Origin of the sequence: Fibrobacter sp. UWH1 (genome assembly GCF_002210365.1) — a bacterium.
In the GTDB taxonomy this organism is placed as follows: domain Bacteria; phylum Fibrobacterota; class Fibrobacteria; order Fibrobacterales; family Fibrobacteraceae; genus Fibrobacter.
The window spans coordinates 50,500-75,650 of record NZ_MWQG01000012.1; the positions used below are offsets into that span (position 1 = coordinate 50,500).

General features: G+C 52.5%; 13 protein-coding genes and 1 tRNA gene. 6 read left to right on the forward strand and 8 right to left on the reverse strand.

Features of this window, described 5'->3' with window-relative positions; translation table 11 throughout:
• Positions 1–135 precede the first annotated feature (135 nt).
• From B7992_RS07420 to B7992_RS07430, 3 genes are all read right to left on the reverse strand, one after another.
• Positions 136–939 carry a hypothetical protein gene (locus B7992_RS07420; protein ID WP_088665941.1) on the reverse strand — a complete coding sequence of 268 codons (804 nt, stop codon included), beginning with the start codon at positions 937–939 and terminating at the stop codon, positions 136–138.
• Between the two features lie 90 nt (positions 940–1,029).
• Positions 1,030–3,537, reverse strand: coding sequence for a hypothetical protein (locus B7992_RS07425; RefSeq protein WP_073236873.1), 2,508 nt, complete (start codon positions 3,535–3,537; stop codon positions 1,030–1,032).
• A complete protein-coding gene (locus B7992_RS07430) occupies positions 3,537–4,805 on the reverse strand; it encodes a hypothetical protein (RefSeq protein WP_176421881.1) in 1,269 nt (422 codons plus the stop codon). Before B7992_RS07430 ends, B7992_RS07425 begins: the two co-directional genes overlap by 1 nt.
• A gap of 196 nt (positions 4,806–5,001) precedes the next feature.
• On the opposite strand from B7992_RS07430, the gene B7992_RS07435 reads away from it, so the two are divergent.
• Positions 5,002–6,918: a snapalysin family zinc-dependent metalloprotease gene (locus B7992_RS07435; RefSeq protein WP_176421882.1), complete on the forward strand. Its 1,917-nt coding sequence runs from the start codon at positions 5,002–5,004 to the stop codon at positions 6,916–6,918.
• A gap of 1 nt (position 6,919) precedes the next feature.
• Here the strand turns inward: B7992_RS07435 and B7992_RS07440 are convergent, their stop codons facing one another.
• Positions 6,920–7,777, reverse strand: a complete 858-nt coding sequence (locus B7992_RS07440; RefSeq protein ID WP_073236948.1) for a TIGR02147 family protein — start codon at positions 7,775–7,777, stop codon at positions 6,920–6,922.
• Positions 7,778–7,993: 216 nt separating this feature from the next.
• Between B7992_RS07440 and B7992_RS07445 the strand changes: the two genes are divergently transcribed.
• Entirely contained in the window at positions 7,994–10,336 is a 2,343-nt protein-coding gene (locus B7992_RS07445) for an Ig-like domain-containing protein (protein ID WP_176421883.1), read from the forward strand.
• A gap of 81 nt (positions 10,337–10,417) precedes the next feature.
• Here B7992_RS07445 and B7992_RS07450 read toward each other — a convergent pair whose 3' ends face one another.
• Positions 10,418–11,299 carry an A24 family peptidase gene (locus B7992_RS07450; protein WP_073160310.1) on the reverse strand — a complete coding sequence of 294 codons (882 nt, stop codon included), beginning with the start codon at positions 11,297–11,299 and terminating at the stop codon, positions 10,418–10,420.
• Positions 11,300–11,411: 112 nt separating this feature from the next.
• On the opposite strand from B7992_RS07450, the gene B7992_RS07455 reads away from it, so the two are divergent.
• Both B7992_RS07455 and B7992_RS07460 read left to right on the forward strand, forming a co-directional pair.
• Positions 11,412–16,763: a hypothetical protein gene (locus B7992_RS07455; protein WP_141100406.1), complete on the forward strand. Its 5,352-nt coding sequence runs from the start codon at positions 11,412–11,414 to the stop codon at positions 16,761–16,763.
• A gap of 3 nt (positions 16,764–16,766) precedes the next feature.
• A complete protein-coding gene (locus B7992_RS07460) occupies positions 16,767–17,213 on the forward strand; it encodes a hypothetical protein (RefSeq protein ID WP_073160306.1) in 447 nt (148 codons plus the stop codon).
• Here B7992_RS07460 and B7992_RS07465 read toward each other — a convergent pair.
• Entirely contained in the window at positions 17,210–17,848 is a 639-nt protein-coding gene (locus B7992_RS07465; protein ID WP_073160304.1) for a 4'-phosphopantetheinyl transferase superfamily protein, read from the reverse strand. The genes B7992_RS07460 and B7992_RS07465 overlap by 4 nt on opposite strands.
• Positions 17,849–17,879: 31 nt before the next feature.
• Between B7992_RS07465 and B7992_RS07470 the strand changes: the two genes are divergently transcribed.
• A complete protein-coding gene (locus B7992_RS07470) occupies positions 17,880–18,431 on the forward strand; it encodes a hypothetical protein (protein WP_073236888.1) in 552 nt (183 codons plus the stop codon).
• 114 nt (positions 18,432–18,545) lie between these two features.
• Positions 18,546–18,619: transfer RNA gene (locus B7992_RS07475), tRNA-Val, on the forward strand.
• A gap of 230 nt (positions 18,620–18,849) precedes the next feature.
• Here B7992_RS07475 and B7992_RS07480 read toward each other — a convergent pair.
• Entirely contained in the window at positions 18,850–20,571 is a 1,722-nt protein-coding gene (locus B7992_RS07480; RefSeq protein ID WP_088665945.1) for an SLC13 family permease, read from the reverse strand.
• Between the two features lie 221 nt (positions 20,572–20,792).
• Positions 20,793–25,028 carry a T9SS type A sorting domain-containing protein gene (locus B7992_RS07485; protein ID WP_141100407.1) on the reverse strand — a complete coding sequence of 1,412 codons (4,236 nt, stop codon included), beginning with the start codon at positions 25,026–25,028 and terminating at the stop codon, positions 20,793–20,795.
• Between the last annotated feature and the right edge of the window lie 123 nt (positions 25,029–25,151).

Sequence of the window (25,151 nt, forward strand, 5' to 3'; positions counted from 1 at the left end):
TCGTAAGGCGAAAGCCGCAGACTACTGCTCGCCAAGCCGACGCAAGTTGGCTACGGCAGTTCTAACAAGAAGCCCCGCGATTCAACTCGCGGGGTTTCTTGTTTTTTGTTCTTGTTTTTGTTCTTGTTAATTATTCTAGAACGTGAAGGTTTTACCCGCATACAGGGTAAGGCCCAGCAGGTCTTCGTAGGCGGCGCCGCCAAAGAATCCAGTGGGGTGGCTGTAGGTCAGCTTAACGCTACCAAGCCAGTCTTCCGGGTCGCCCTTGAAATAGGTATCCACTTCGGCCACCACGTTGCCGTACTGCCCCTGCTTGCCCAGGTGGGCGCCAAGCCAGACCGCAGAGACAACTCCAAAGCCCACATTCCGATCGACGTCATCCATGATCTTTTTCTCACTGAGCTTATCGCGGAGATCGTCGTAGTCAGAGCTACCCTGGTAGAACTGCATTCCGGCACCAAGCCCCATGATCATCAAGGAACCGGGGTTAAAGTCAGCACCTACAAGAACTCGTTCCTGAACATTCCAGAAACTGTAGTCCTTCTGGCCTTCCTTAGTAGAGAGCCACTGCCTGTACTTTTCGTTTTCGCCGTGATTCTTGCAATCACTCTCCGTGCAGGACATGGAAAGGGAACCGCCAAAGGCCCCTGCCGCGGCATTCACAAACAGCGGAGACAAAGAACCGCCAAAGCGATAAGTCAGGCCCAGGTCGCCACCACCAGACATCACCTTATCCAAGTTGTGGTCTTCTGAATTACGGTTCCAGAAACCGCTAGCAGACAAAGTCACCTTCTGGGAGTCGTCATTTCCATCGACTCGATGATCCAGGGGGACTGGCATCAGGGAAGCCCCCATAGAGCGAGCCTTGGGAAGAAGGCAGCCGGTCAAGTTCAACGACAGTGCAGCCATGGTAACCATGGCGATGGTACTCTTATTCATTTTTATCTCCTTTTTACATCCCTACGCAATCAAAATCTTGCCTGTAAAAAAGCATATAAATTTTACATAATTTTATATGCAACACACAAGTTATTCTAACAAAATATCTTGAATAACGCAAGATTCCGAAGTTTTCATACCTAAAATGGACAATCGGCTTGCAGACAATCCAAAATTAGGCGTAACGCGGGTATCCACAATCAAATCCAGGGGAATCAGGGCCGCACTTGTACCCGCCGGGGCAAAGTCCCTAAGGCGACGAGCGCCCCCTCGATAGGAATCGAAATACACGGCCGTTTCACTACAAGTACCCTGCTTAAAGGACACCCGCAAGTTTGAAAATCCCCTCAAGGACTTTGCACTATCAAAGATGATATGGACTCCCCTTTCCGCAGCATCGAAATCAATCTGCAAAGCCTTTTGACCTTGAGCCGTCGGCATATAGCGCACCCGGGTAGAAGACAGCCACGGTGTCACCTTGTAAGACGAGTTGGGGTAAATTATGTTGGACTTGATCTGATCCGGTTCAGGCATTTCTACACCGGTCACCACAAGCCTTGGATTCGACAACGCCACACGGCCTCCATCGGAATTCAGCACAAGGCGAATCCACCTGTAGGTGCTGGGGGCATTCCTGCTAAAGGGCATTTTCCAGCGCAAGGTATGTTTCTTGCCATCGACAGGGACCTTCACTTCGGTCAGCTGAAGCTGGTTGGAATTGTTCTTGCCCTTATGCAGAAGGAGTTCTGCACGCATCCAGTCATTCTTTGCGTTCTCCACCTTTACATCAACTTCAAAGGAACTCCCTTCCGGAATGTTTTCGCCGTAGTCAAACCAGGCCACACGATGCCAGCCTGCAGCCAAGTCAAACTTGACGGTACCGCTCTTTTCGGTGGCAGAAGTCTTGTAGTCATACCTGGCATAAGGGAATTTCTTCGTCTGGGTAAGGCCGGCATTCTTCACGATTGCAGGGATATTGGCATTATCCATGCAGCTGGCCTTCGGAGTAAAATGTTCCGCCAGATAGGCATTACGATATTCCTTGCGGGCCGTATCATAATCCGCCTTGGCCAATTCACACAGAACCCTCCAAATGTCCGTCTGAATACCCCGGAGAACCGTCGTATCCAACTCGCCCTTACTTACAGGAAGTTCAATATGATGGGGTCCCTTTGAATCCTTATAGCGGGGATGTGTCGGATCGACGCCGTAAAAGGCTGTCGCGGTGCTATGACTACCCGGCTTTTCAAAATTCAATCCGCTAGACGACTGGCTAAAGGCACACCCCTGGTTCATGGCCATCTTGCCATTACACTTTAAATCCATGGCACTAGCCGTAGGAATGAAAGTACTCTGGGTCTGATATAGGGTATCAGCATCCCACCCTGTGCTCAAGGAGAAATGAGCCCCAAGGATTTTCATCTTCATACCGCTGGGCATGGCATTCAGCATTCCCTTTCTCAGGTTATTATACATCACCTTAGAAAAAGGGTAAGTACTCCCCTGTACGAAATCATATTTGGAATAGCGGACTTCATCTCTTTTGAAATCTTCGCTAATCTTACGATAAATTCGATTGTAGGAAAGACTCGAAGAATCGCTCCCCGGCGCATACAGGTAACTTTCGGCACGGCCCATTACGGTACCCGCCTTCTTAGCCCTGCGATTCAACTTGAAGTAAGTCTTGGAGTGGGAAATTTCCTTACCCTTCAGCAGCCCCTGGGCCACAAGAACAGAAGGGAAGCCCTTGTATTCCGCAGCCTTGCGGTAATCCCCGAAAAGGAATCGGTTCGAAGAGAAATCCTCCTTTACCACCGTAGGCGTAAAAAAGAGGTGCTGACTTCGCTTCTCTAGCCTGGCCAACAGCAAGTCCTGGGCACCATCCCCCTGAATTAAATCCCTGAAGGCTTCAGCTTCACTGCTTCCGCCCCTTTCGGCCCAGAAGTCAATCGTGTAAAGCAGGCTTTTAGGAATCACGGCCCCTTGATGGGGCGAATCCAGCGAGGCAAACAGGCGCACAGGAGCATCAGACGAAGAGCGGGCAGAATCATACTTGTAGGCACCATAGCGGCCGATAATTCCCCCTTGGCTAATGCCCATAACTACAAAGCCGTCGACAGAACGGTTGGCAAAGCCGAACAACTTATTCCTGTTCATGAATTTCATGAGGTCCGTAAAATGTTCGGCATTTTTCTGCAGGGACTGCAGAACCGTTTCCGAGAACTGCACCAGCACAGGGGTATATCCCAGATCAGAAAGTAGGCTAGAAAGCCCCATCTGACTGGCATCATCCTGAAAACTGGAGAGGGTCCTTTGGTTACCGGGGTCCAGATTGATTCCGTCGATAATCAGGAAGGGGCGAACCAGATTAAAGCCCAGCTTCTGCCCCGAATTCTGTTCGGCATTGATCACACGGATGCGAACATCGTGCCTAGAGGAACTACTGCAGCTTTTTCCGTCGGCATCCACAGGCGCCATGCCATAGGAATCCTTTACGCAAGTACGGCTGCCGTCTTTATAGAAGAACAGGTCCTTTACCGAGGCAAAAGAAGAGGCCGCGGCAAACAGAAGTGTCGCCATCAACAAGAAGAAACGCATTATTTCACCTCCACTGCAATATTCTGAGTAACCGTCATATCACCATCTGCAAGGCGGACACTCACGCTGTTTTTACCGGCAGAATCGAATTCTACGCGGACCTTTGATTTCAGGGGAACATTCACCCATCTTTTGCCATCGTGGATTTCTAGAGTCGGAATAGAACTGCGGTTAGTGGCAATAAAATAGGGGTCATAGTAAATTTCAAGTACAGACCCAGAAACCTCTGACGAAGGCAACCCTGCCAGCAGCGCCCTGCCCGACTCAAAATCAGAAACTTCGCAGGAAGTATCGGCACAGACGCGGTAGGCATAGTCCACATTACCGACGAGGACAGGCATGACGCGATTATCATACCCCGCCGTAAATTCCGCCGCCTCGTAGAACAGCGCCTTCGGATTCGCCATGGCGCTATCCCGCAAACGGTTCCGTTCAATCAGATACATACTGTTAAACCAACCTCGGCGAGATTCCTCGGGAGTAAGCTCCGCGGATTCCATAAAGTTCTGGATTTGCAGATGTTCCTGTTCAGCCAATACAAAGTCGGCGTTGGTGGAGTCGGCGATCTTTACGCGGGATACAGAATCGTAGGCGGCAGAAGTTTCTGTAGCCGCAACGCTCCTGAACCGGGTTTCGCGACGGGGACTTGCAGGAACCACATCGCTAAAGGAATAGTCCACCACCAATTCCCGGGATTCATCGTCGGAGTCGCCATCGACCATACCATCAACACCCACGGCACAGCTAAAGGCGATGTTATCCAGAAAGAGAGTCTCATAGCTGTTGGCGGGAACGTCATAAAGTCCAACGCCAAGCCTCTGGACAAGTCCACCGGCAGAACCCACAATCGAGGCGACGGGAATTTCCAGGTGGTTCGGCACACCGGCAGACACATTCACATAATGTACCGCGCTAACGCCGAAATCACCCTCCAGCCAGACGCCCACCTTCCCCGCCCGGGAAACCGACAGGTCCAAAGACAGGTTGCCTCCAGGAACGTTTACCGGCATGCGATCCAGGACCATGGTTCCGCTCCAGTCGCCCGCAGAAGCCTTCGCTCCAGAAATGCGGATATACGGCGGGACCAAAGTTCCCATGTTTCCCCAGTTAGCATTCCACTCCGGAGATTCCGGAAATGTATTTCCGGCCTCCATCACGCCAGATTCGCCACCCTTGTACAAGATGACCTCGTTACAAACCTGCGCAAAGCTCGAAAGAGACAATACGGTCCCAATCAAGGCTGCGCACCTTGATACCCTATTTTTCATGATTTCTCCAAAAGAGAAGTTTTTATCTAGTAGATATAAAGGGTCCGTAAATGAGGCCCAAAAAAAGTCACCCGGAGTGAACTTGTGTGCAAAGTTAAACAAACAAGATGGAATTGTAAAGAGGATGAGATTGTATTCACAGAAAAAGCAACCGGCTCTCCCCAAAAAAATTTATCTTTCTCTGCAGGAGTTTAACATGAAGAGTGCTTTCGGGTTAATTTTATTCAGCGGCATCGTTTCTGCACTTTGGGCTCGCCCTGCAGCCCCTAACGTCTACAACACTGTAGACAACGGAGATTCCAAGCTCACCCTTGTCAACCATGGTGACGAGCATTATCATTATGCCACCACCCAGGATGGCTACCTGGTGCTCCCCGACCAATCCGGGACTTACGTTTACGCCGACACCAACGGCAAACCGTCTAACGTTATCGCCCACGACAAGGATTTGAGGCTGCCCTCCGAAAATGAATTTCTGGAACAGTTAGACGAATCCCAGAAGCAGAATATCCTAAAAAAGCATGAGGCCATTTACGGGGGCCGATTTCCCGACGAAAGTGAACAGCCCGGCGCATTGATACTAAGGAGCTCTTCTAGCCCCCAGCCCCTAAACCGCCCTACCCCGCAAAAGTGGGTCTCGGGGGAACGTTACATCCCAACCCTCCTGGTCGGAACCACAGACATTCCCCACGCCGACTCCGCCGCCGTCTATGACCTGCTCAACAAGGAAGGCTACAACAAGAACGGCAACATCGGCAGCCTCCGCGATTACTACCTCCATTCATCCAACGGTAAGCTGGACATTCATTTTGACATCTACCCCCTACCGCTAAACGTGGCACAGACCAGCTTCGGCAGCGGCAGTAATTTCAGCGAAGGGAATTACACCAAGGCAGGTATTGACGCTTTGGTCAAGCACCCGAACTTCAAGGCCAACGCAAACAAGTACTGCGCCGAAGGCACCACCGTCGACGGGTTCCTCTTCCTGTTCCCCGGCGAAGAACAAAACGCCCTTAAGCAAAGCGACTACTTCTGGGGGCACAAATACCAGATGATCTACAACGGCGCCGCCAGCCAGTGGAGCAAGGGTTATACCGCCGGCGGATATACATTCGACGCCTACCTGTTCATCGCCCAGTACCGCGACAATTCCAAAAATTCGAAATTGAACGCCATGGGAATTTTCGCCCACGAGTTTAGCCATGTGCTGGGTCTCCCCGACATGTACTCCGGCTCCGGAACGAACTTTGTATCGGGCCCCACTCCCTACGATGTCATGACCCAGGGCATGTACAACGGCAACTGGGAAACGCCGCCCTCGTTCTCCGCCTTCGAACGCGAAGCCATGGGTTGGATGACCATCAAGGAAATGTCTCCCAATTCCTCGTACGTCATGAGGGACATTTCAAAGATGGAAGCCTTTTCTGTCAGCAACCCAAACCAGAACGACGAATATTACATTGTTGAATACCGCCCCGCCGTAAAGTACGACGCCTACATCCAAAACAACGGCGTATATGTGTGGTACATCGATTACGATGCATACGCTTTCGAAAACGCAGCGGTCAACAGCAACAAGAGCCACCAGCGTGTGGCCATGAACAAGGTCGTTCAAAAGGGCGGTTACTATGCCGACTTCACCTTCGTCAACAAGAGCGGCAGGGCAGGCATTCCGGGCGTATACAACTTCGTTCTAGAAGGAGACACCCTGGCCTGCTTTACCACCAACTCCGCCATGCCTCTTTCCAAGTGCCCCACGCCGGAGCCCCTTTCCAGCAGCAGCGGGATTTCTTCTAGCAGTGAGAATCCTTCTGACAGTGAAGTTTCTTCTAGCAGTCAGCAGGCCGAGCCTACTTCATCTACAACAGGATTCGCTCCCACCGTCGCCTCTAGGCTTAAGCTCCACGTAGAAGGTTCTACCCTGCACATCAATACAGCAAGCGCCTCCCCGAAGGAAGTTGCCATTTTCGATATGCTGGGGAACAAGATTCTTGCGGAACGTTTTGCAGGAAGGGATTATAGTTTGAACCTTGGAAATCTGGATCACAAGGTCTATATGGTCAGGGTTACCGAAAACGGAAAGTCCCTCACACAAAAGACATTCGCCTTTTAAGCTAGCTTTCTGATTTTCCGCCCACCTGGAACAACGCAAATTCCATCTGGAACACCTTATCACTGCCCTCATCCTCTTCGGCGATGAGGGCAATTTCTTTACGGAAGGCATTGATACGTTCTACGATGCGGTCGTAGCCTTCCTTGCTGATGCCCAGGGTCAGGCCAGAAATGTGGCGCTTGCCCGGCGGGTCACGGTCGATGGATTCCGCCCCCATCTTGAGGCAATTCTGATGGTAACCGCGAAGGGCCAGCTTTGACGTACGATCCCCTGTGGTAATGGCGCTTTCTGTAAGCACGTACTTGCCGTTCTCATCCTTCTTTATGAGTCGGCATTCTTCCAGCAGCTTTACGGATTGCTTCGCCTCGTCGGCGGTAATTTTTGGATTCACCTGTTTTGCCAGGGCGGCATAATCCCCGTCGAATCCGAACATGCCGATCAGGCTACGGATAAACAGATGACGGGGGTGGGAATAGATCATATACTGGGCATGCCCCAGCATGTGCTGCTTTTCGGCAAAGCGGACCACCTTCATGGCGGCCTGCATCTTTTCGAAAGCGGCATTGCGGTCGTCAGTGGTTTCGGCCTGGTTGAATTCCACCAGGGCCACGAAAAATTCCGTCTCGTGCTTGCCCAACCGCAGCCCAGACGCCACCTTGGGAATGCTTTGCTGGCTCAGGTTCTTTTCGCCGTTCATGACGCGGCTAATAAAGTCCTTGGCCTTGAAACCGATCCTGTCAGAAAATACACGCAGGGAGAAGGCCGGGTTTGCAGCCTTCTTCTGACTGTAATAGTCCCTCAAAAATTCCCGGTAATCCAGGTATTCGAAGACTTTTTTCTGTTTTTGCGGTTCAACCATGCCCAAAATGTAAGAAAAAGGGGGCAAATGGGGGTATCGGCCAGCGCATTGCCGTTGTCCAGAAACAACGCTAAATGAGGTTCAGTCATAAAACAAGTAGGAATATTCCCGCTTTTTGGGTAGATTTATCAATGGTTCAGAGCCGACGAGGTTGGGATGCCCGTTGTCTAGGAACCAGGGATATTTGGGATTTCATAAAAAGAAAGGTTTAACTTTATGAAAAAAGGTGTTTTGGGTAAAATTATCGCAGGCATGGTTATGGCTGGTACGTGTGGTGTATCGCTGGCCGCCACGCCTGCAAATGAAGTGGTGACGCTTCCTGCAGACAAAAACTATGGAGGTGGAGACAAGGTGGGCTCTCAGCTCATCGCCGCCACCTACAACGCAGGAAAGGGTCCGGGAGTGTGGATTGTGGCAGATGGCGGCTACCGCCTTTACCACAATGGCGCCCTGCTGGCCGAAGACAATCAGGCCGGTCGCGTCCGCTTCATTCCTATGACTTTGCTCCCCGGCGAGAACGCATTCTCCGTGGTGGGTGTCAACGGCGCGGGAGCCCCCGGCGTATTGGTCCAGATTGACGATCTTGACCGTTCCTATTACAGCGGCAGCGACTGGAAATCCAAGCCGTCTGTAGGAAACGCCTCCTGGAAGGAAAAGGGCCGCGACTTGAGCATGTGGGGCGGAGCTACAGCCCTGAGCTATTCCAACACAAAGATGCCTAGCGGCGGCGACCTGAAGGGCTTTGCCGCAAATACCCAGTCCAAGTGGATCTGGACCAGCAGCGAAAGCGATTCCGTCGCAGTCCTCCTGTTTACCCTGAATGTAAGGGCAGAAGGTTTCGGTGCCTCTACAACAGGCGGCGACGCAGGCAAAATCGTTATCGCAAAGGATTCCGCAGAAGTCCGCAAGTACCTGCAGTCTTCTGACGCCTTGACTATTCTCGTTCCCGAAGGAACCTACGATTTCCGCCAGTTCCGCAATGCGGTAACCGAAGCCAAGGCCAAGGGACGCACCTGGTGCAAAACTACCTGCTCCGAAAAGAATGCGGTCACCGGAAAGACCAATACTTTCTACCGCATCACCTTCAAGGCCAATAGCTGCAGCGACCTGACCGAAGCCGGCGTGCAGATTGTCCAGGAAAGCGAAAATCTGATGGCATGGTCCAACTGGATTACCACCAAGGCCAACAAGAGCCTGGTGGGCATGGGCCGCGGCGCCAATCTGCGTGGAGCCTCTATTGCAGTCCGCAGTAACGAAGGCAGCGGCAACCACATTTATCGCAACCTGGCCATCTACGACGTGAACCCCCACCTGATCGAAGGTGGCGACGGTCTCGAAACGGTAGGAACCTCTTCGAAGCATGTGGACAAGTTCTGGGCCGACCATATTAGCTACAAGTGGATTAGCGACGGTTTCGACATGGAATTCGTAGACAACGCTACCATCAGCTACCTGGATTTTGACGGCGCCAACGATTTCAACTGCTGGGGAACCGACCCTTACATGGCACTGGTAGAAGACGCCCAGCTGACTTACGCCAACTCCTATTGGCATAATACCTACGGCCGCGTTCCCAAGGTAACGGGTGAAAACGACGGTTCCAAGGTTCACCTTTACAACCAGCTGGTAGACGGCAACCGCTTCTTCATTGCAGGCGCCAGCGGCCACAGTGCCACAGCCAAGGCCTATGTCCGCTACGAAAATAGCTACATCAAGAACGGCAAGGGCTACCTGGCAGAATGGGGCGACAACGGCTATGTCTACTTTAGCGGCATCACCTATAGCAACACCACCCAGCAGCACCGCTACAATGGTACTGTAACCATGGGTGCCCCTCAGGCAGAAACTTTCAACCCCAGCTACAGCTGGGAAAAGCGAGACGTAAACAGCCTTCCCACCGACCTGCCCTCTCTCTCAGGCGTGGGAGGCCGCTACGGATCCATGCCCGCCTACGACCAGGCCTTTGGCGTAAGCAACAAGGCAGCCACCGTCGCCATGACGGCACCCGCCGCCAACAAGGCCTTTGATGCAGGCTCCAGCGTAACACTTTCCGCCTCCGCAAGCGATGCCGACGGTTCCGTAAAGAGCGTAAGCTTCTACATCGGAACAGAGCTGGTGGGAACCGCAACTTCTGCCCCCTATAGCGTCACCGTAAACGACCTGGCTGCAGGAACCTACTCCGCCGTGGCCGTAGCTACCGACAATTCCGGATTGACCCAGATGTCTGAATTCGTGACTTTCGAAGTGGCTGCAGAAGAAATCGAAGACCCGGCCAGCAGTTCCTCTGAAGAAATCGCGTCTAGCGGTTCCGAAGAAGAAATTGAATCCAGCAATTCTTCCGAAGAAATTGAATCCGGCGATTCCGAAGAATCTGCCATCCGAACCATCGCAGATGCGGCTACCGAGGCCGAAGCCAGCTACTACCGCGTTTTCGATATGCAGGGCCGCCCCCTCTACACCGGCAACACCAAGCCGAACAAGATGGTCGCCACCCGCGCCATCGTCGTAGAGTACAGCAAGTCCGGTACCGCCATCAGACGCTACATCCAGACGAAATAAGAAATTCCTCCTCCAATACCAACCAACAAAAAAAACTGGCCCCCACCCGGGAGCCAGTTTTTCTATTAAAAGTTAGACGTTCTATTCTCCGACTACAAACCTTATATAAAGTTCAAGGAAGGTTTCGCCCCAAAGGTACACGATAGGGGCCGCCAGGGCCAGAAACGGACCAAAGGGAATCTGGCCAGAAACATCTTCGGAATCATCCACCACGGCCTTTTCTGCAATCTTGCGCTGGATACGGGCGTAGGGGATCATCACCAGCAGGCCCACCACGGCGGCAACCACCAGGATCATGGCCGCAGACTGCCAACCCATGAGGGCTCCGTAGCCGGCCAAAAGCTTCACGTCGCCAAAGCCCATGGCTTCTTTCTTGAAGACCTTGCTTGCCACAAGTCCAAGCAAATAGAGGCCGCCACCGGCGGCAACCGCGCCGATCAGGCTCTGCAGCGGGGTAATGCCCCCGGGAATAAGCGAAATCAGGAGGCCAGCCACAATGCCGCCAACGCTCATGGAATCGGGAATTAATTTATACTTAAAATCCACCGCACAGACGGGGTAAGCTCCCAGCAGGAGCCAGAACATGGCCAGGGCATCGGCCCACACGCTGGGCTGCATCACGGGCGATACAAAAAGTTCCGGCACAACGGCACCGTAATTGACCGCCACGGCAGCGAACAGGGCCAGGGCCCCCAGCAAACCGCAGAGGGCTTCGCCAATGGGATATATAATATTGAGGGGCTTATGGCAGCAGGCGGTCTTGCCACGCAGAATGAACCAGCCGATTACAGGCAGGTTCAGGTAGATGGGGATCTGCTTCTTGCACAGCGGGCAGTGGGAGGGCGGGTTAATCAGCGAAATCCCGCGGGGCATGCGGTACACGATAACGTTATAGAAGCTACCGACACAGGCGCCAAAAACAAAAAAAACAGCCAACCAATACCAAAGGGGTATTAATTCCATAAATCTTACTCCATCGGTGCAAATTCCACACCCAAATGCTTTCAAAAAAGATACATTTTATAAAAGTTTACAATACAAGGTTTAACCCCAAAAGGTGCAACATAGGTAAGTCATGCGTAAGTCACGATATTTAACATTGCTCTTTGGTATTTTAGCCATAGCAGGCCTTTCGGACTGCTCTAGGGAACCCTCCGTCAAGGAAGACGTGAGCCTCCAGAATAACCATTCCCGAATTTTCGCCCAGCGCGAGTCCTTCGAAGACGCCAAGGCATTCGCCGACTCCATGGCCAACACTAACTTCAACACCTCGGACTCCCTGGCAGACACATTGACAGTTACCGTAAACGATACGGTCTACCTGATGGGCATCCTGCCCCGTAACGTCGACAAGATCTACCGATTCCAGTGGAACCTGACCAAGGCCGACGGCAAGGACACCGTCATCCTGGGCAACAACGCAACGCCCATGGCCTGGGCCTACTCCAAGCCCGGCGTGTACTACCCGCTGTTCATCGCCTTCGACGGTAACAACTCCACCGACACCGCCGGTACCGACACCAAGCGCACCTATATCAACGTCATCGACACCAAGCCTGTCCTGAACGTTCCCAAGGACACCTTGTGGACCAGCAACAAGGGCAACATCGTCTTCCCCATTACCGTTAGCGATTCCTTCGGCACCATCAAGAAGATCATGGTGGACCTGGACGCCAGCGGCAAGGAAGACCCCAAGGAATGGAAGTACGAGACCCGCAAGAATAACGACTCCCTGTACCTGACCATCAAGAACGATCCCAAGAAGATCGACTCCAAGGGCAACCAGAAGATTTACGTTATCGCCATCGACGACGATAACAACGAGACCAAGGATAGCGTAAACCTCCACTTCAACAGGATCCCCAAGCTGGAAATCCTGTACCCCAAGGATGGTGAACGCCACGACATTACCAAGCCCTTCTACTTCTATTACGAAGGTACCGACGAAGACAATCCCAAGGACCTGAAGTACTTCATCTACGCCCAGAACGGCAAGAACGGACTTCCCCCTGTTAAGGCTTTCGACTCCGAAGACCTGATTGCCGAAAACTACATGTCCACCAAGTGCGACTTCTGGGACCAGGAAAAGGAACGCAACTCCATTACGCTCATCAACAATCCTGCCAAGGAACTGAAAGGACGTATCTACTGGGATATGTACGTCACCGACGGCTACGACATCGTCCACATCGAAAGCATTTCTACAGGCGAAGGCACCAGCCGCCCCTGGAACTTCTATATCGGCGACATTTCCTCTAACCAGGGTTCCATCTCCGGTCAGGTACACTACCAGGGCAGAACCTCCCACGAAGGAATCAACCTGGAACTGAACAACGGCATCAACACCTTTGTCGGCGTTACCGACACCAAGGGTAACTACACAGTCAACGTCGATCCGGGCAACTACACCATTTTGGCAAAGTCCGGCGTCGGCGAATACACCAGCGACTCCCTGACCAAGATCTATGTGGAATCCGGCGCCATGGTCACCGTAGATTCCATGTCCCTCAAGGATACGGTCGCCCCGATCATCCTGGTAAAGAACTACGACACCCTGACCGTCCGCAACTTAAGGCAGACCGTCTATGTTCGCGACCTGGGATCTCGAGTCAAGAGCGTTTCTGCAACCCACAACAAGCAGGAACAGACCCTTACCTGCAACAACACAGACCAGGGCGCAATCTACAACTGCGAATTCAACTTGGCCAACATGGAAGACGGCCTCCACAGCTTTGAATTCACCGCTATCGACAATGCCGGCAACAAGCGAGTCATCAAGCCCAGCTTCGTGGTCGACGCAACGACCTTGACCCTGGATGTGGATGGCGCACAGAAGCAGCTCATTAGCGAAGGCAAGGAACTGACCTTCAACGCAAAGATTACCGGAGCCTACCCCGCCCCCAAGTCCGTCAGCTGGACCTACATCATCGGTAAGGACACAGTCACCAAGACTTCTGCAGTCAACGACGACGGCGAGGCCAAGTTCGTTCTGAAATACAGCGATATTACCAAGGCCGAAGAAGGCGTCGACTACATCATGACCGTCCGCTACACAGAGAACAACGTAAATCTCAGCGCCCAGGTCAAGTTCGGCGTCCGTGGCGAAAACCCGGCCATCATCTTTACCGAGCCCGGCTTTACCACCTCGGTGACCATGCACGACACCATAGACTTCAAGGTGACTGCCTTCCCCGGCAACGGAAGTTCCGACCTGACCGTTTCCTGGAACTGCGGCGACAGCAAGAATCTCGATACCAAGTACCCCTGCCCCACAGCGTCTACCTTCACCGACGGACAGGAAAGCTACAACACCCAGGGCACCCTGGCCTTTAACAAGACCGGCTCCTACAACGTGGTCGTAACCGTCAAGGATGTCAAGAACAGAAGCGTCTCCGACACCGTCAAGGTGATCGTCATCGCAGATCCTCCTTCTGTCAAGGCCACCTACAGCGGCAGCGACAAGCTCAAGATCAACTCCTCTGTAAATGTGACCGTAGACGCAAGCGACAAGTACGGCTACGTCAAGCAGATTGAATGGGGTTGCAGTAACGGAACAATCATCTTCGACAACAAGAAGGTATTCGACAACACTCCCAAGAGCGTCAGCGATGTCAAGATTACCTTGAACATGCCGGGCTCCGAAACAGACAAGTTCCGTTGCAAGTTCAAGGTTACCGATGATGATGATGAAGTCGGATACGACTCTCTGACCTTCAAGGTCCTGCTGGATCCGCCCACCGTCAAGCTCAGCACACGTCAGGCCACGGTCAAGATCAATTCCGTGCAGACGATCAACGCCATCGCAAACGACGAACTGGGTTACATCGCCGAATACTCCTACGCCTGTAGCGACAACCTCAAGACCGTGACATCCAACGACTGGGAAATCATGTCCAGCAACAAGGCCGAAGTGAAGATGCCCAACCGCGAAGGAAAGTACTACTGCGTTGTCCAGGTCAAGGATGACGACGGCCTTACCGCCCGCGATACGGCAACCTACACCGTGCTTCTGGACCCGCCCACCGTGAAGGCCGTTCTAGCTAGCGGCTACGACATGGTGACCATCAACGACAAGCTCCCCCTGAACGCCATCGCCCGCGACGAACTGGGCACCATCGTAAAGATCGAATGGGGTTGCGGTGTCCTTTCCAAGGATAACGACATCGGCCTGAACATCGTCGCCGGCAGCAACGGCAGCGCCGAAGCCACCATGCCTTCCACCAAGCAAGACAAGTACTCCTGCATCGTGCAGGTCACCGACGATGACGGAAACACCGCACGCGATACCATTCATACCAAGGTCATTACCGCACCACCCACCATTACCGTCAAGAGCAAGGAAATCATCGTTCGCGAAGGCTTCAACATGGCCCTTAGCGCCGTGGCAACCGACGATAACGAAGGCGTCGCATCTGACCCGGGCGAAATTTCCAAGCGTGAATGGAGTTGCGGAACTCCCAGCGAAATCGACCGCAACTGGAAGACTGTTAGCGCCTACGACACCGTATGGAAGGCTCCCGCACCTCAGGTTTCCTACTACTGCGTCGCAAGGGCAACCGACAACGACGGCAACACCGCCACCGACACAGTCAAGGTCCAGTTTACCACAGAACAGCCCCTGATCCAGGTCCACGATGAAAAGATCTACATCAACGTAGGTGACGCATTCACCCTCTCTGCCACCGTGAACGACGTCTGGCAGGGCATCGACTGGTTCTCATGGGAATGTAAGGTCATCGAAACCGGCAAGAGTCTAGAAAAGGGCGGAAAGGCCACCCTGTACGACTACAACGCCAACGGCAAGAAGATGACCATCTCCAAGGATTCCAGCTACTCCGAACAGGGCAAGGACATGTACTGTATCGTTAAGGCCCAGGAAACCAGTACCCAGGCAACCTTCAGCGATACCACCGTGGTTCACATCCTGAAGCAGCATCCCATGGGTGTCATTACCGCTCCCGATACCGCATACCTGTGGAGTGGCGACGCCAACGTGGATGACGACGCCATGTACTTCTTCGATCCTTCCTGGGGCGGACAGAATTCCAAGCAGGGTGAACTGGGCGACAAGGACAATTACGTCTTCTACTGGCGCTTTAGCGGTTCCGACAACGGCTACTACCTGGGTAACCCCGACGGCACCCTGGACACCAACATTTCCCAGTTCAACTCCGCCTTCAAGCGCAGAACCGCCGTGGGCTCCATGACTATCTATCTGGACTTCCGCGACAGTTCCACGACCACACCGTCCCTTTCCTTCTACAGCCGTCACCGCGCTGAAGAAGCCAAGCACACCATCTACTTCGAAAAGGCATGGCAGACCCAGGGCAAGGATACCGTCCTCAACAACAACGCCTCCCTGATTGTCGCCCCCGCCTTCGTTATCGTAGACGATGTACCTATCGAAGTATACCCGACCAGTGGAAAATCCGTCAAGGCCTCCGCCCTCAGCGGTAACAGCTGGACCAGCGGCGGCACCATCACCCTGACCGACTCCATCGTCGATATCAAGGTGACTACCGACGGTACCAGCCTGTATGTGGGCCTCCTGGATGAAAAGGGAACCTTCTTCATCTACTCCAGCGACAAGACGGCAAAGAACTTCACTTCTCTGGGAAATATCGCCAGCACCACCAGCCCCCAGTTGCTGTACAACACCTCCAAGCAACAGCCGGTCGTTCTGTACATCAACTCCAGCAAGCTGAACAAGCTGGCCTACTACAGCAGCAGCAAGTGGAGCACAAAGGATATCGCCAGAAAGACCCAGAACAACCAGAATGTCACGTTCCGCGAAATCAACGGCGTATTCGTGAACGGCAGCCTGGTCGTTACCGCAGTCGACAACACTTCGGACTACACCCTCTACAGCGCCATCTACGATGCGTCCTACAACGAAAAGCAGGGAACCTCTTCCGTTGCCAAGAACGTCAGCAAGATGTCGCTGTCTGCCAGCGGTTCCACCTTCTACATGGCATTCGCCAACAGAGACTACAACAACTACGGTCCCTACGTGTACAAGGGAACCCTGAACACCAATAGCATCAGCTGGAACAAGTCCGACGTCTTCGGCAAGCCGATTTTCGAAGGCTTCATCGCCTACCATCTGAGCGTAGTTACCCGAAACAACGACGTCTACCTGGCCATGGACGACCATAAGGCCGACTACTCCCAGGTCCACGTATTCAAGCTGAAGACCGTCAACGGCAAGCAGGTATGGCACTTCTACGGCGAAAACCAGCTTCCGTACTTCAATGCGGTCTTCCAGAAGAAAAACAATTACTACCTTCGTGGTTCAAGCCCGCTGCTGGCATTTGACGGTGCAGGAAAGCTGTTCCTGTCGATGCTGGCCCGCGAAAATGGATCTAGCAAACCTAACAAATACAACGGCCCGCTCGTCATGAAGTATGTGGCCGAAAATTGGGAGTAAATAATGAATATTGAAGTTGCAGCAATTTGTGACGCCGCTACTGCCAGCGACATGGGTGGCCGTCTGAACATTCTTGGCGCATTTGACCGCGTTTTTGCCCAGCAGTTCCCCATGCAGATTCCCCAGTGCGCTGTAGCCTTCCGTATCCGCTACCAGCGTGCAGAAGCCGGCGAACATGAGCTGTCCCTGGTCTTCGAAGACGTATGCGGCAACCCGGTGGTTAACCCCATGCAGTCCAAGATTCCTCTGGCACCGGTAGCACAGGGTTTCGACACCGCCGCCGTGAACATGGTCCTGAACCTGCAGCGCCTTCCCATTAAGCGCGCCGACAAGTACATCGTACGCCTCTCCGTCGACAACGAAGAACTGGTCAGCCTGCCCCTCTATGCACTGACCGCTCCCCTGCCGCCGGGCGCACCCGCTGCACAGGGCGAACAGAACCTCAACTAATCAAGGTTAGACTTGCGGGAAACCGCAACACAAAGGGCCGCCGGGAAACCGGCGCCTTTTTTATTTTCTGAAAAACATTGCCCGTCCAGGTCAACAAAATGAACCTGACGCTCACCGCCTTCGGGCCCTGCCCACACCGAATCCTCCAGTACAGAGCGACCGATGGCGCCTTCGAAGAATGATCCTCCTACGCACTTGTAGAGGGCCTCTTTCCGAGACCACAGGCGGTAAAACTCAACCGTCTGCGCTTCTATCCCGCGATTTTCAAGTTCACGGAGTGCGGTAATCTCCTGGGCATTATAAAAACGTTCTGCCAGGCGCAAATGCTTGGGGGAATGGCGTTCCAGGTCCACCCCCACCAGCAAATCCTTGCCGGTCGCAGGGTCTCCATAGGCCACGACGCAATAGCCCTTGGAATGGGTCCAGTTCACGTCAAAGTCCAGCTTCGGGAACCGGGGCCTAGGATCATCCTCGGACTCCTGCAGATCAGAGGCGGCGATGGGCTCCCCCGACGCCTCCCTTAGAATTCTGAAGATTACTTCCCGATGGGGACCGTCCATGACAAAGCCCGCCAGGTGAACTACACCCAGGGGCGTTTCTACGTCAAGCCGATCCAACTCCGGAAATTCAGTCATCAATGCCAAAGATAATTTCTAGTTTAGGGCTATGAAGTTCCCAACCCGCATTTTTACAGCCATAATTACAGGCGCCACTTTCGCCACCACCTTGATGGGGTGCAGCGACATCAACAGCAGTTGGGAAGTCAAGGGCGGCGGCTATTTCAAGTACACTGTCAACGGAGAGGGCCCCTACACCATCGACCTGGATAAAAACGATGTGGAGCCCCCTTACTACGTCAACAACCAGCACCATTATTTCTACTTCCAGACGCAGCTCTCCGCAAGCAGCCGAAAGGACCAGTTTGCCCTGCTGGTAAACAACCCCTCTACAGGCAAGGACCTGACCCCTGTGGCACGGGCAAGCATCAACGGAAGAATGCAGAATGTCACCTGGATGAAAGCGGAAGGTTCGTCCCAGTCCCCCATAATTCCCGACAGCAGCTCGATCCATTTCGACGAGATCATCGGAGATTCCCTGTGGACTGCCGACCTGAACCTGTATTTCAAGGATTGCCGTTCCGGCTCCTGCAAGGACGCCCAGCCACCACTCCACGTGAAGGGCCGCCTGCGTTACTGGGTCCCCGAAGACGAGCGATAAATTCCGGCACAAAGAAACAAACTCAATTTTTTTGCCCAAATCCCCTTGACAAATTACAGAAGCTTTCTATATTTGGGCTACCCTAACGGAAGTTAGAACCAAATGGTCGCAAATGGTCGATTAGCTCAGTTGGTTAGAGCGCTACCTTGACATGGTAGAGGTCACAGATTCGAGTTCTGTATCGACCACTGAAAGAAACCTCGCTGAAAAGCGAGGTTTTTTTCGTATATATAAAATACGTCAAACAAAGTCCGTCATCCCTTTTTGAAGGACTGGCGTAGAATTCAGAAAGTCAAGTTCCCAGACCGCATAAAAAAACGAGACGCCCTGTTTCCAGAGCGCCTCTATTCCGCTAAACTTGCGAATGTTTGCGGGACCAGGCCCGCGATATAGCAGCGGGAAGAACCCGCCACCTTAATTACTTAGCTTCGGCAGCAGCCGGGGCTTCAGCGGCGGGAGCAGCTTCAGCCTTAACTTCTTCAACCTTAGCAGCTCCTGCAGCAGGAGCGGCAGCAGCGGAGTCAACCACTTCAACCTTGGCGGCAGAGTCAGCCGGCAGGGCGACAGTGCTATCGGCAGCAACTGCAGCGGCGGTGTCAGCAACAGCGGCAGGAGCCGGAGCTTCAGCAGCCACAGGTGCAGCAACCGGAGCAGCTTCGGTGGGCTTCACAACGGGAGCGCCAAAGAACTGAGCCTTAGCCAGGATAATCATCATACCCCAGGAGAGTACGAGACCAACGAGACCCATCACAACGCCAGTGATTGCCATACCCTTGGTATCGGTGTAGCCGGTAGCGTGGGCAAGAGCGTTAGGCGGAGTGGAGATCGGCATAGACATACCGAGAGAAGAAGCGAAGGCGACAGAAACCAACAGAGCGGTAACGCCACCCAGGCCAACCAGGTTGTCCTGGCAAGCAATGCCAACTGCACAAAGAATAGGAACGAGGAGAGTTGCAGTAGAGGTATGGCTCATGAAGTTTGCCATGAACAGGCAGATGATACCGCAACCGACCATGAGAGCAACCGGAGACCAGCTTGCAAACGGAATGGTCTTGATCAAGTGAGCGGCAAGGCCAGTAGCGTTCAGGCCAACACCCAGAGCGAAACCACCAGCAACCAGCCACAGAACGTCCCAGCTCATTTCGTTAAGGTCCTTCTTGGTGATCACACCAGTCAGGGCGAATACAGCCATAGGAATCATAGCAATAGCGTTATCGTTGATGCCGTGAACACCCTTACCGGTAACCCACAGGAGAACGCAGAGAACGAAAGTAATGTAAACGATGATTGCCTTGGGGCTAGTATCGAACTTGCCGGCACCTTCGATGTTCAGGACCATTTCCTTCATCTTGATGGGGTAAATCTTCATGAGGAGAACCCAAGCAACAACCATAAGGATAATAACGTAAGGAACACCGAAAGCCATCCACTGACCGAAGGAAACCGGATTTGCAGCCAGGTCGCCGCGGGCGATAGCGTCGTTCAGGGCGCCAAGAGCGATAGCGTTAGGAGGAGTACCGATAGGAGTACCCATACCACCGATGTTTGCACCGAGAGGAATGGCGAGAGCAAAAGCAGCCTTACCGCGGTCGTTTTCGTCGAAGAGCTTCAGCACCGGAGCGAGGATGGCGAGCATCATGGCAGCGGTAGCGGTGTTGCTCATGAACATAGAGAACACGGCGGTGATGAGCATAAGGCCAAGAAGCACGAACTTCGGGTTCTTGCCGAAGGGCTTCAGGAGCACGCGGGCCAGGTTCAAGTCAAGCTTGTACTTGGTGGCGGCAGCAGCCAGGAAGAAGCCACCCAGGAACAGCATGATGATGGGGTTTGCAAAGGTAGCCATAATGGACTTGTGGCTAATCATGGTCACGCCATCAACGCGGAACGGGGCAAGAGCGGAATCAGACATGGTGATGATCATGAGGACGATCACCAGCATGGAAGTAGACCAAATCGGGAACGGTTGGAGAATCCAGAAGAGAGCAGCCATGACGAATACGCCAATGACGCGAATTTCCAGCGGGTTCAGGATGCCCATGGGGCTTGCTGCATCGAATCCCAGGGATTCGTACGGCAAGTAGAGAGCAACAATTGCGAGAATTGTTGCGATAACGAATTTGATGAATTTAGCCTTTGTCATAGTGCGCCCAAATTTAGAATAAAAGGATACCTATGGCAATGTCTTTAATTCATAATTGAGAATCGGAATATCAATAGCTTTTATCAATAAATCTTTAAAATCAATCAAATTCCATCAATTAACAACTTTCCTTTACGAATTAATCATTATTTATTATAAAAGACGTCCGGTTTCCCGGGCGTCTTCTTCGCCATACATCTGCAAAAACGGTCGAATTTGACCTATTTTACCATAATCTTCCGGGAAGCCTTCTCCCCTGCCACCTGGACATGGAGCAGGTACAAGCCGGTTCTGGGAGCCTCGAGGGCCACGCGGTTCGTTCCGGCAGCGGCACGGCCCTTGTAAGAAGCCTTCACCTTGCCGTGCAGATCCAGCACATTTACGACCATACGGGCGCCAGCCAGGGATTCTTCCACGGTAAAGCCCACATCCAAAGAACCTGCAGCCTGGACAAAGCGAAGCCCACCCACAGCCGAAGCCACCACGGCGTTCGCCCTGGTCACATGGACCGTGGCATTGGAACCGGAGGTCTTCAGGGCGACCTTCAGGGCGGCACCTTCCTTCATCTCCGTTGTTTCACCGTTTGCGGTTACAAATACGCGGTAACCCATATCATTCAGGGCGGCCACGCCCACCAGGGTCAGTTCACCCATTCGGTCAGAACTTGCACTCAGGCTCAAATCCCACTTATAGCTCTGGGATTCAGACTTAAAGGACTTGGCCAGGGCGCGCTTGCCTTCGACGATAGACAGCGAAACACGGTCACCCATGGCGGCAGGCGGTTCAGAACCCACAAAGGGTTCCGGGCTCACACCCATGATGTTCCAGGAATCTTCGCGACCATTCTTATCGGAAAGAACGGCCTGGATGTACCAATTGGAGTTATTTTCGGCCTTGGCCAGGGATTTTTTGAGGACCGCAGGCGAATTACCGCTAACCTTGGAATCGGAGATGTATACCGGTTCCGCCTTTAGACGCCATTCCACAGGTCCAGACACTTCAGCCCATACCGCTTCGTAGGGCATCAACGTATCGGCAGCCACATAGTCGCCCGACTTTACATCGTAACGCACGAAGTTTACGCGGGACTTTTCGTTGACCGACTTGCGTTCATTTTCGTGCCCCGCATAAAGGCTGACGTAACAACCATAGGGATTTGCCACCAGGTTCCAACCGCTGTAGGAACTGTCCAGGTTCCACTTCACGTCCTTATAAAGAGGTTCCCTCTTGGAATTCAGCAGCAAGTCCTGACCGGTCAGAGTGTTATACCAGAAACCACGGCGGTCGTCAAATTCTTCGCCACGGCCCAGTTCCTTGTACTGCCAGTACAAACCGGGAGTACCCATGTCGTCCCACCAGTAGAAAATCTGGTCGTCATCACGGGAAAGCTTAGACGTATCCACCAGCGCCATAGAAATCATCTGCCAGGTATCCTCGCCGGTAGCCACAATCCGATCTTCCACCACGTAGGGATATTCCCTGGAATCCACAAACTTGCCGCCTTCGGACAGGCGCACGCTAAACTTGTAGCTTCCCGGTCGAAGAGGGAACTTGCGGAAGCTCAAAGTGTCAGAAGTTTTCTCCACGGACTTTGTCAAAAGCGTATCCACCACGCCCATGGCATCGATCAGGAAGGCATAAGCCATCACGCCACGAGCCACATCGAAATCGCTCGTCTTGAACTTCATCGCAACCGCATTGCCGGAACCCATCAAGGTATCGTACACAATTTCAACAGGCGTCTTGTTGGCCTTGCCGAAGTAAGCCTTCAGTTCGCCATCCATGCGGGCCAGAGGCAAAGCGACACCTTCCGCAAAATAATAGGTGATGCTATCGGAACCATGCAGCACCAGGGAATCCAGCTCATAGCCCGCATCCGGCGTTCCATTCGCCACAAGACGGAATCCATCCATCCGCTTCGGAAGCAAAGTGGAACCGTCTGCAGCAAAGCGATACTCACTGGCAACGGAATCATTTTCCAGGGACACATTCTGCAGCACCAGCACACCATGTTCGGAGGAGACCTTCAGGTGGTTGTAGTTGCCACATTCCTGTGCGTCGGCCCACACGGCATAAAGCTTATTCTTGCCGGATTCGGCAGAACGTTCCGCCAGATGCAAGTCAAAGGCCGTATACACCCAGTCCTGTTCCGAAAGCTCCGTCTTTTCGGACCAGCCAACAACGCAGGCGTCAGAAGTATAGACGTAAGCCGGCAGCTTATAGGTCGCTGTATCATTCTGATTGGCGAATGTGTAACGGGCACTGTCCACCCAGTCATAGCCATAATAAATCTGCTTTTTATCAAGGGCTGTTGTCTTTTCGTCGAACAGTACGTCAAAGACCAGTTCTACATCCACCGGCTCTTCCTCTTCAGGCTTCTTGTTAATCTCAAATACGACCTTCGCTAAATTACCCCAGCCAAGATAATAGTTTTCCTCCTCTTCGTTCGAGAAGCGATAACACTCGCGGAATTCAAGAAATTCCTCTAACGAGTTATAACTCATCCCGTCCTCTTCACTGCCAGATTCTCCGAGGGAGTTATATTCAGTCTCACATTCCATTGCGTAAACTTTTACGCTGTTTTTGACAAATTCGTATTTCTCGTCCGGCACAACCTTGAACCAGACTTGAACTCCCATAGTATCGGAAGCGAACAGCTTGCCATTCTCGTCAAAGGCATGGAACAAGGTATCCTTTCCAAAAAACTGGTAAGCCCAGACCGATGCATGGCCCTCTTCAAAAACAGCAATTTCCTTTGCATCACTGGCGTCCTTGTCCTTCCACACGGCATAGAGGGTCGTGGGCGCATTGGGGTTCATGCTTCCATAATCCTGCAATTCCTGCAAGTCAACATAAATACGGTCGGTTGCACTCCTACGACTCGCGCGGATCAAGGACCATCCCAAAAAAGCCTTTGTCTTGTGGAATACCATCCTACTATGGGACTGGCCGTAATAAACCGTATCCGGCTGGGGGATCACCGCACTTTCAAAGAACAGGTCCTCCATTTCTTCGGGAGTCAACTCGAAATCATAAGCGTAATAGCGGGGCGAGCTCCGTTCAAAAGAAATAGTCCAGCTTGCACTTTCCATCAAATTGACGTTGGCCGTTTCGTTAAACACGAAGGTTCCAGAAACTCCATCGATTACCTTCTCCACGGAAATCTGACGTAAGGAGTAACCATCCTTAGGCTTGGGCACAACCGTAACAGGGATAGAATATCCCCATAGAACAGGAAGATCCAATTCCGGAACGCCGCTGACATTGGTTTTCAATTCAAGCTTAACCAGGTCTACTTCATCGCCATTGGGGTAAGTCTGTACAACTTCTACAGAGCCCCCTTCATCCGCATAAAAAACATTTTCCCACTTGTCCATCACCATGTTGCACTGGTCTACCTTAGACAACTTCATGGAATAGGAATCTTCGGCATTCATGATTGCGGCAAGTTCGGCAGTCATCCCCAGGGCAACGCCACCCTTATACTGTTCAGCCAATTCCTCGGAGGCCGGAACCCAGCCATATTGGCAACCATTCATGTCGTAAACAATGGGGAAATCCCCACTCCCGATACTATAGCCAACGGCCCCGCTGGGCCAGCCATAACCATATTCGTCCTTCACGTAGAATAGGCCCTGACCATCGATGGGATGTTCAAAAGACAAGGAATAGGTCAAAGCGGAATACGAAGCCTTCAGCTTGTACTTACAACCTCTTATCGGCTTAATTTTGAGAATCCGTGTTTCACGCTCATAAGAAAAGTCATCATTACAAACGGATCCATTTACAGCACTAGCCTCATCACGAACCATCTCAATATCGCTAAGTTCATAACCCGCATCAGGCAAATCCAGGACATGGAACGTAAACGAAGCATATTCCGAATTCCCTTCTGTAGTGCCGACTGAAATCAACTTCCAGGGAATCTCAAAAGTCGTGGAGTTGGGAGCAATTGAGATCGAATCCATCTCCAATTTCGGAGACAACTGCGAATAATAATACTGCTGCAACCGAATGCTTCCATGCAAGCTAGCCCCCTCGTTCTCAGGAACAATCTCTACAGGCACAGTAGCCGGATTAATGCAATTGATACCAGTCCATCGGGCGTACAATTGGATATTGCCATCATCTGTCCCGGAAGCAGCCACCAAAGCCGAAGTTATCCTACCGTATGAACTAGCAAGGCTGTTCTCAGGCTCCAAAGTCCAACCATCAAAGCAGTAACCATCCGTCCTAAAAATTTGATCTATACTGGGGAACTCGGCCCCACCTTGATCATCAACGGGACCCTCAAAAGACTGCATAAAACCGTCTGACAGGAAAACATTACCCGGCCGACTTTTCTGATTCAGGTCGAAGTAAACCGTATAGACTTCTTCATCCTGCCCCATAGCAAGACTTGCTAAACTCACCACGGACAAGGCCATGGCACACAAAAATTTCGAGAATCTCACCATAAGAGTCCCTTTTATTCAGTACATACTTCCGATAGGAAATATAGCTACTTGTAAGAGTATTGTAAGAAAGCCACCGGGGCAAAACCCCAGTGGCTAAGCTCATACGGTTAAACAAGAACTATT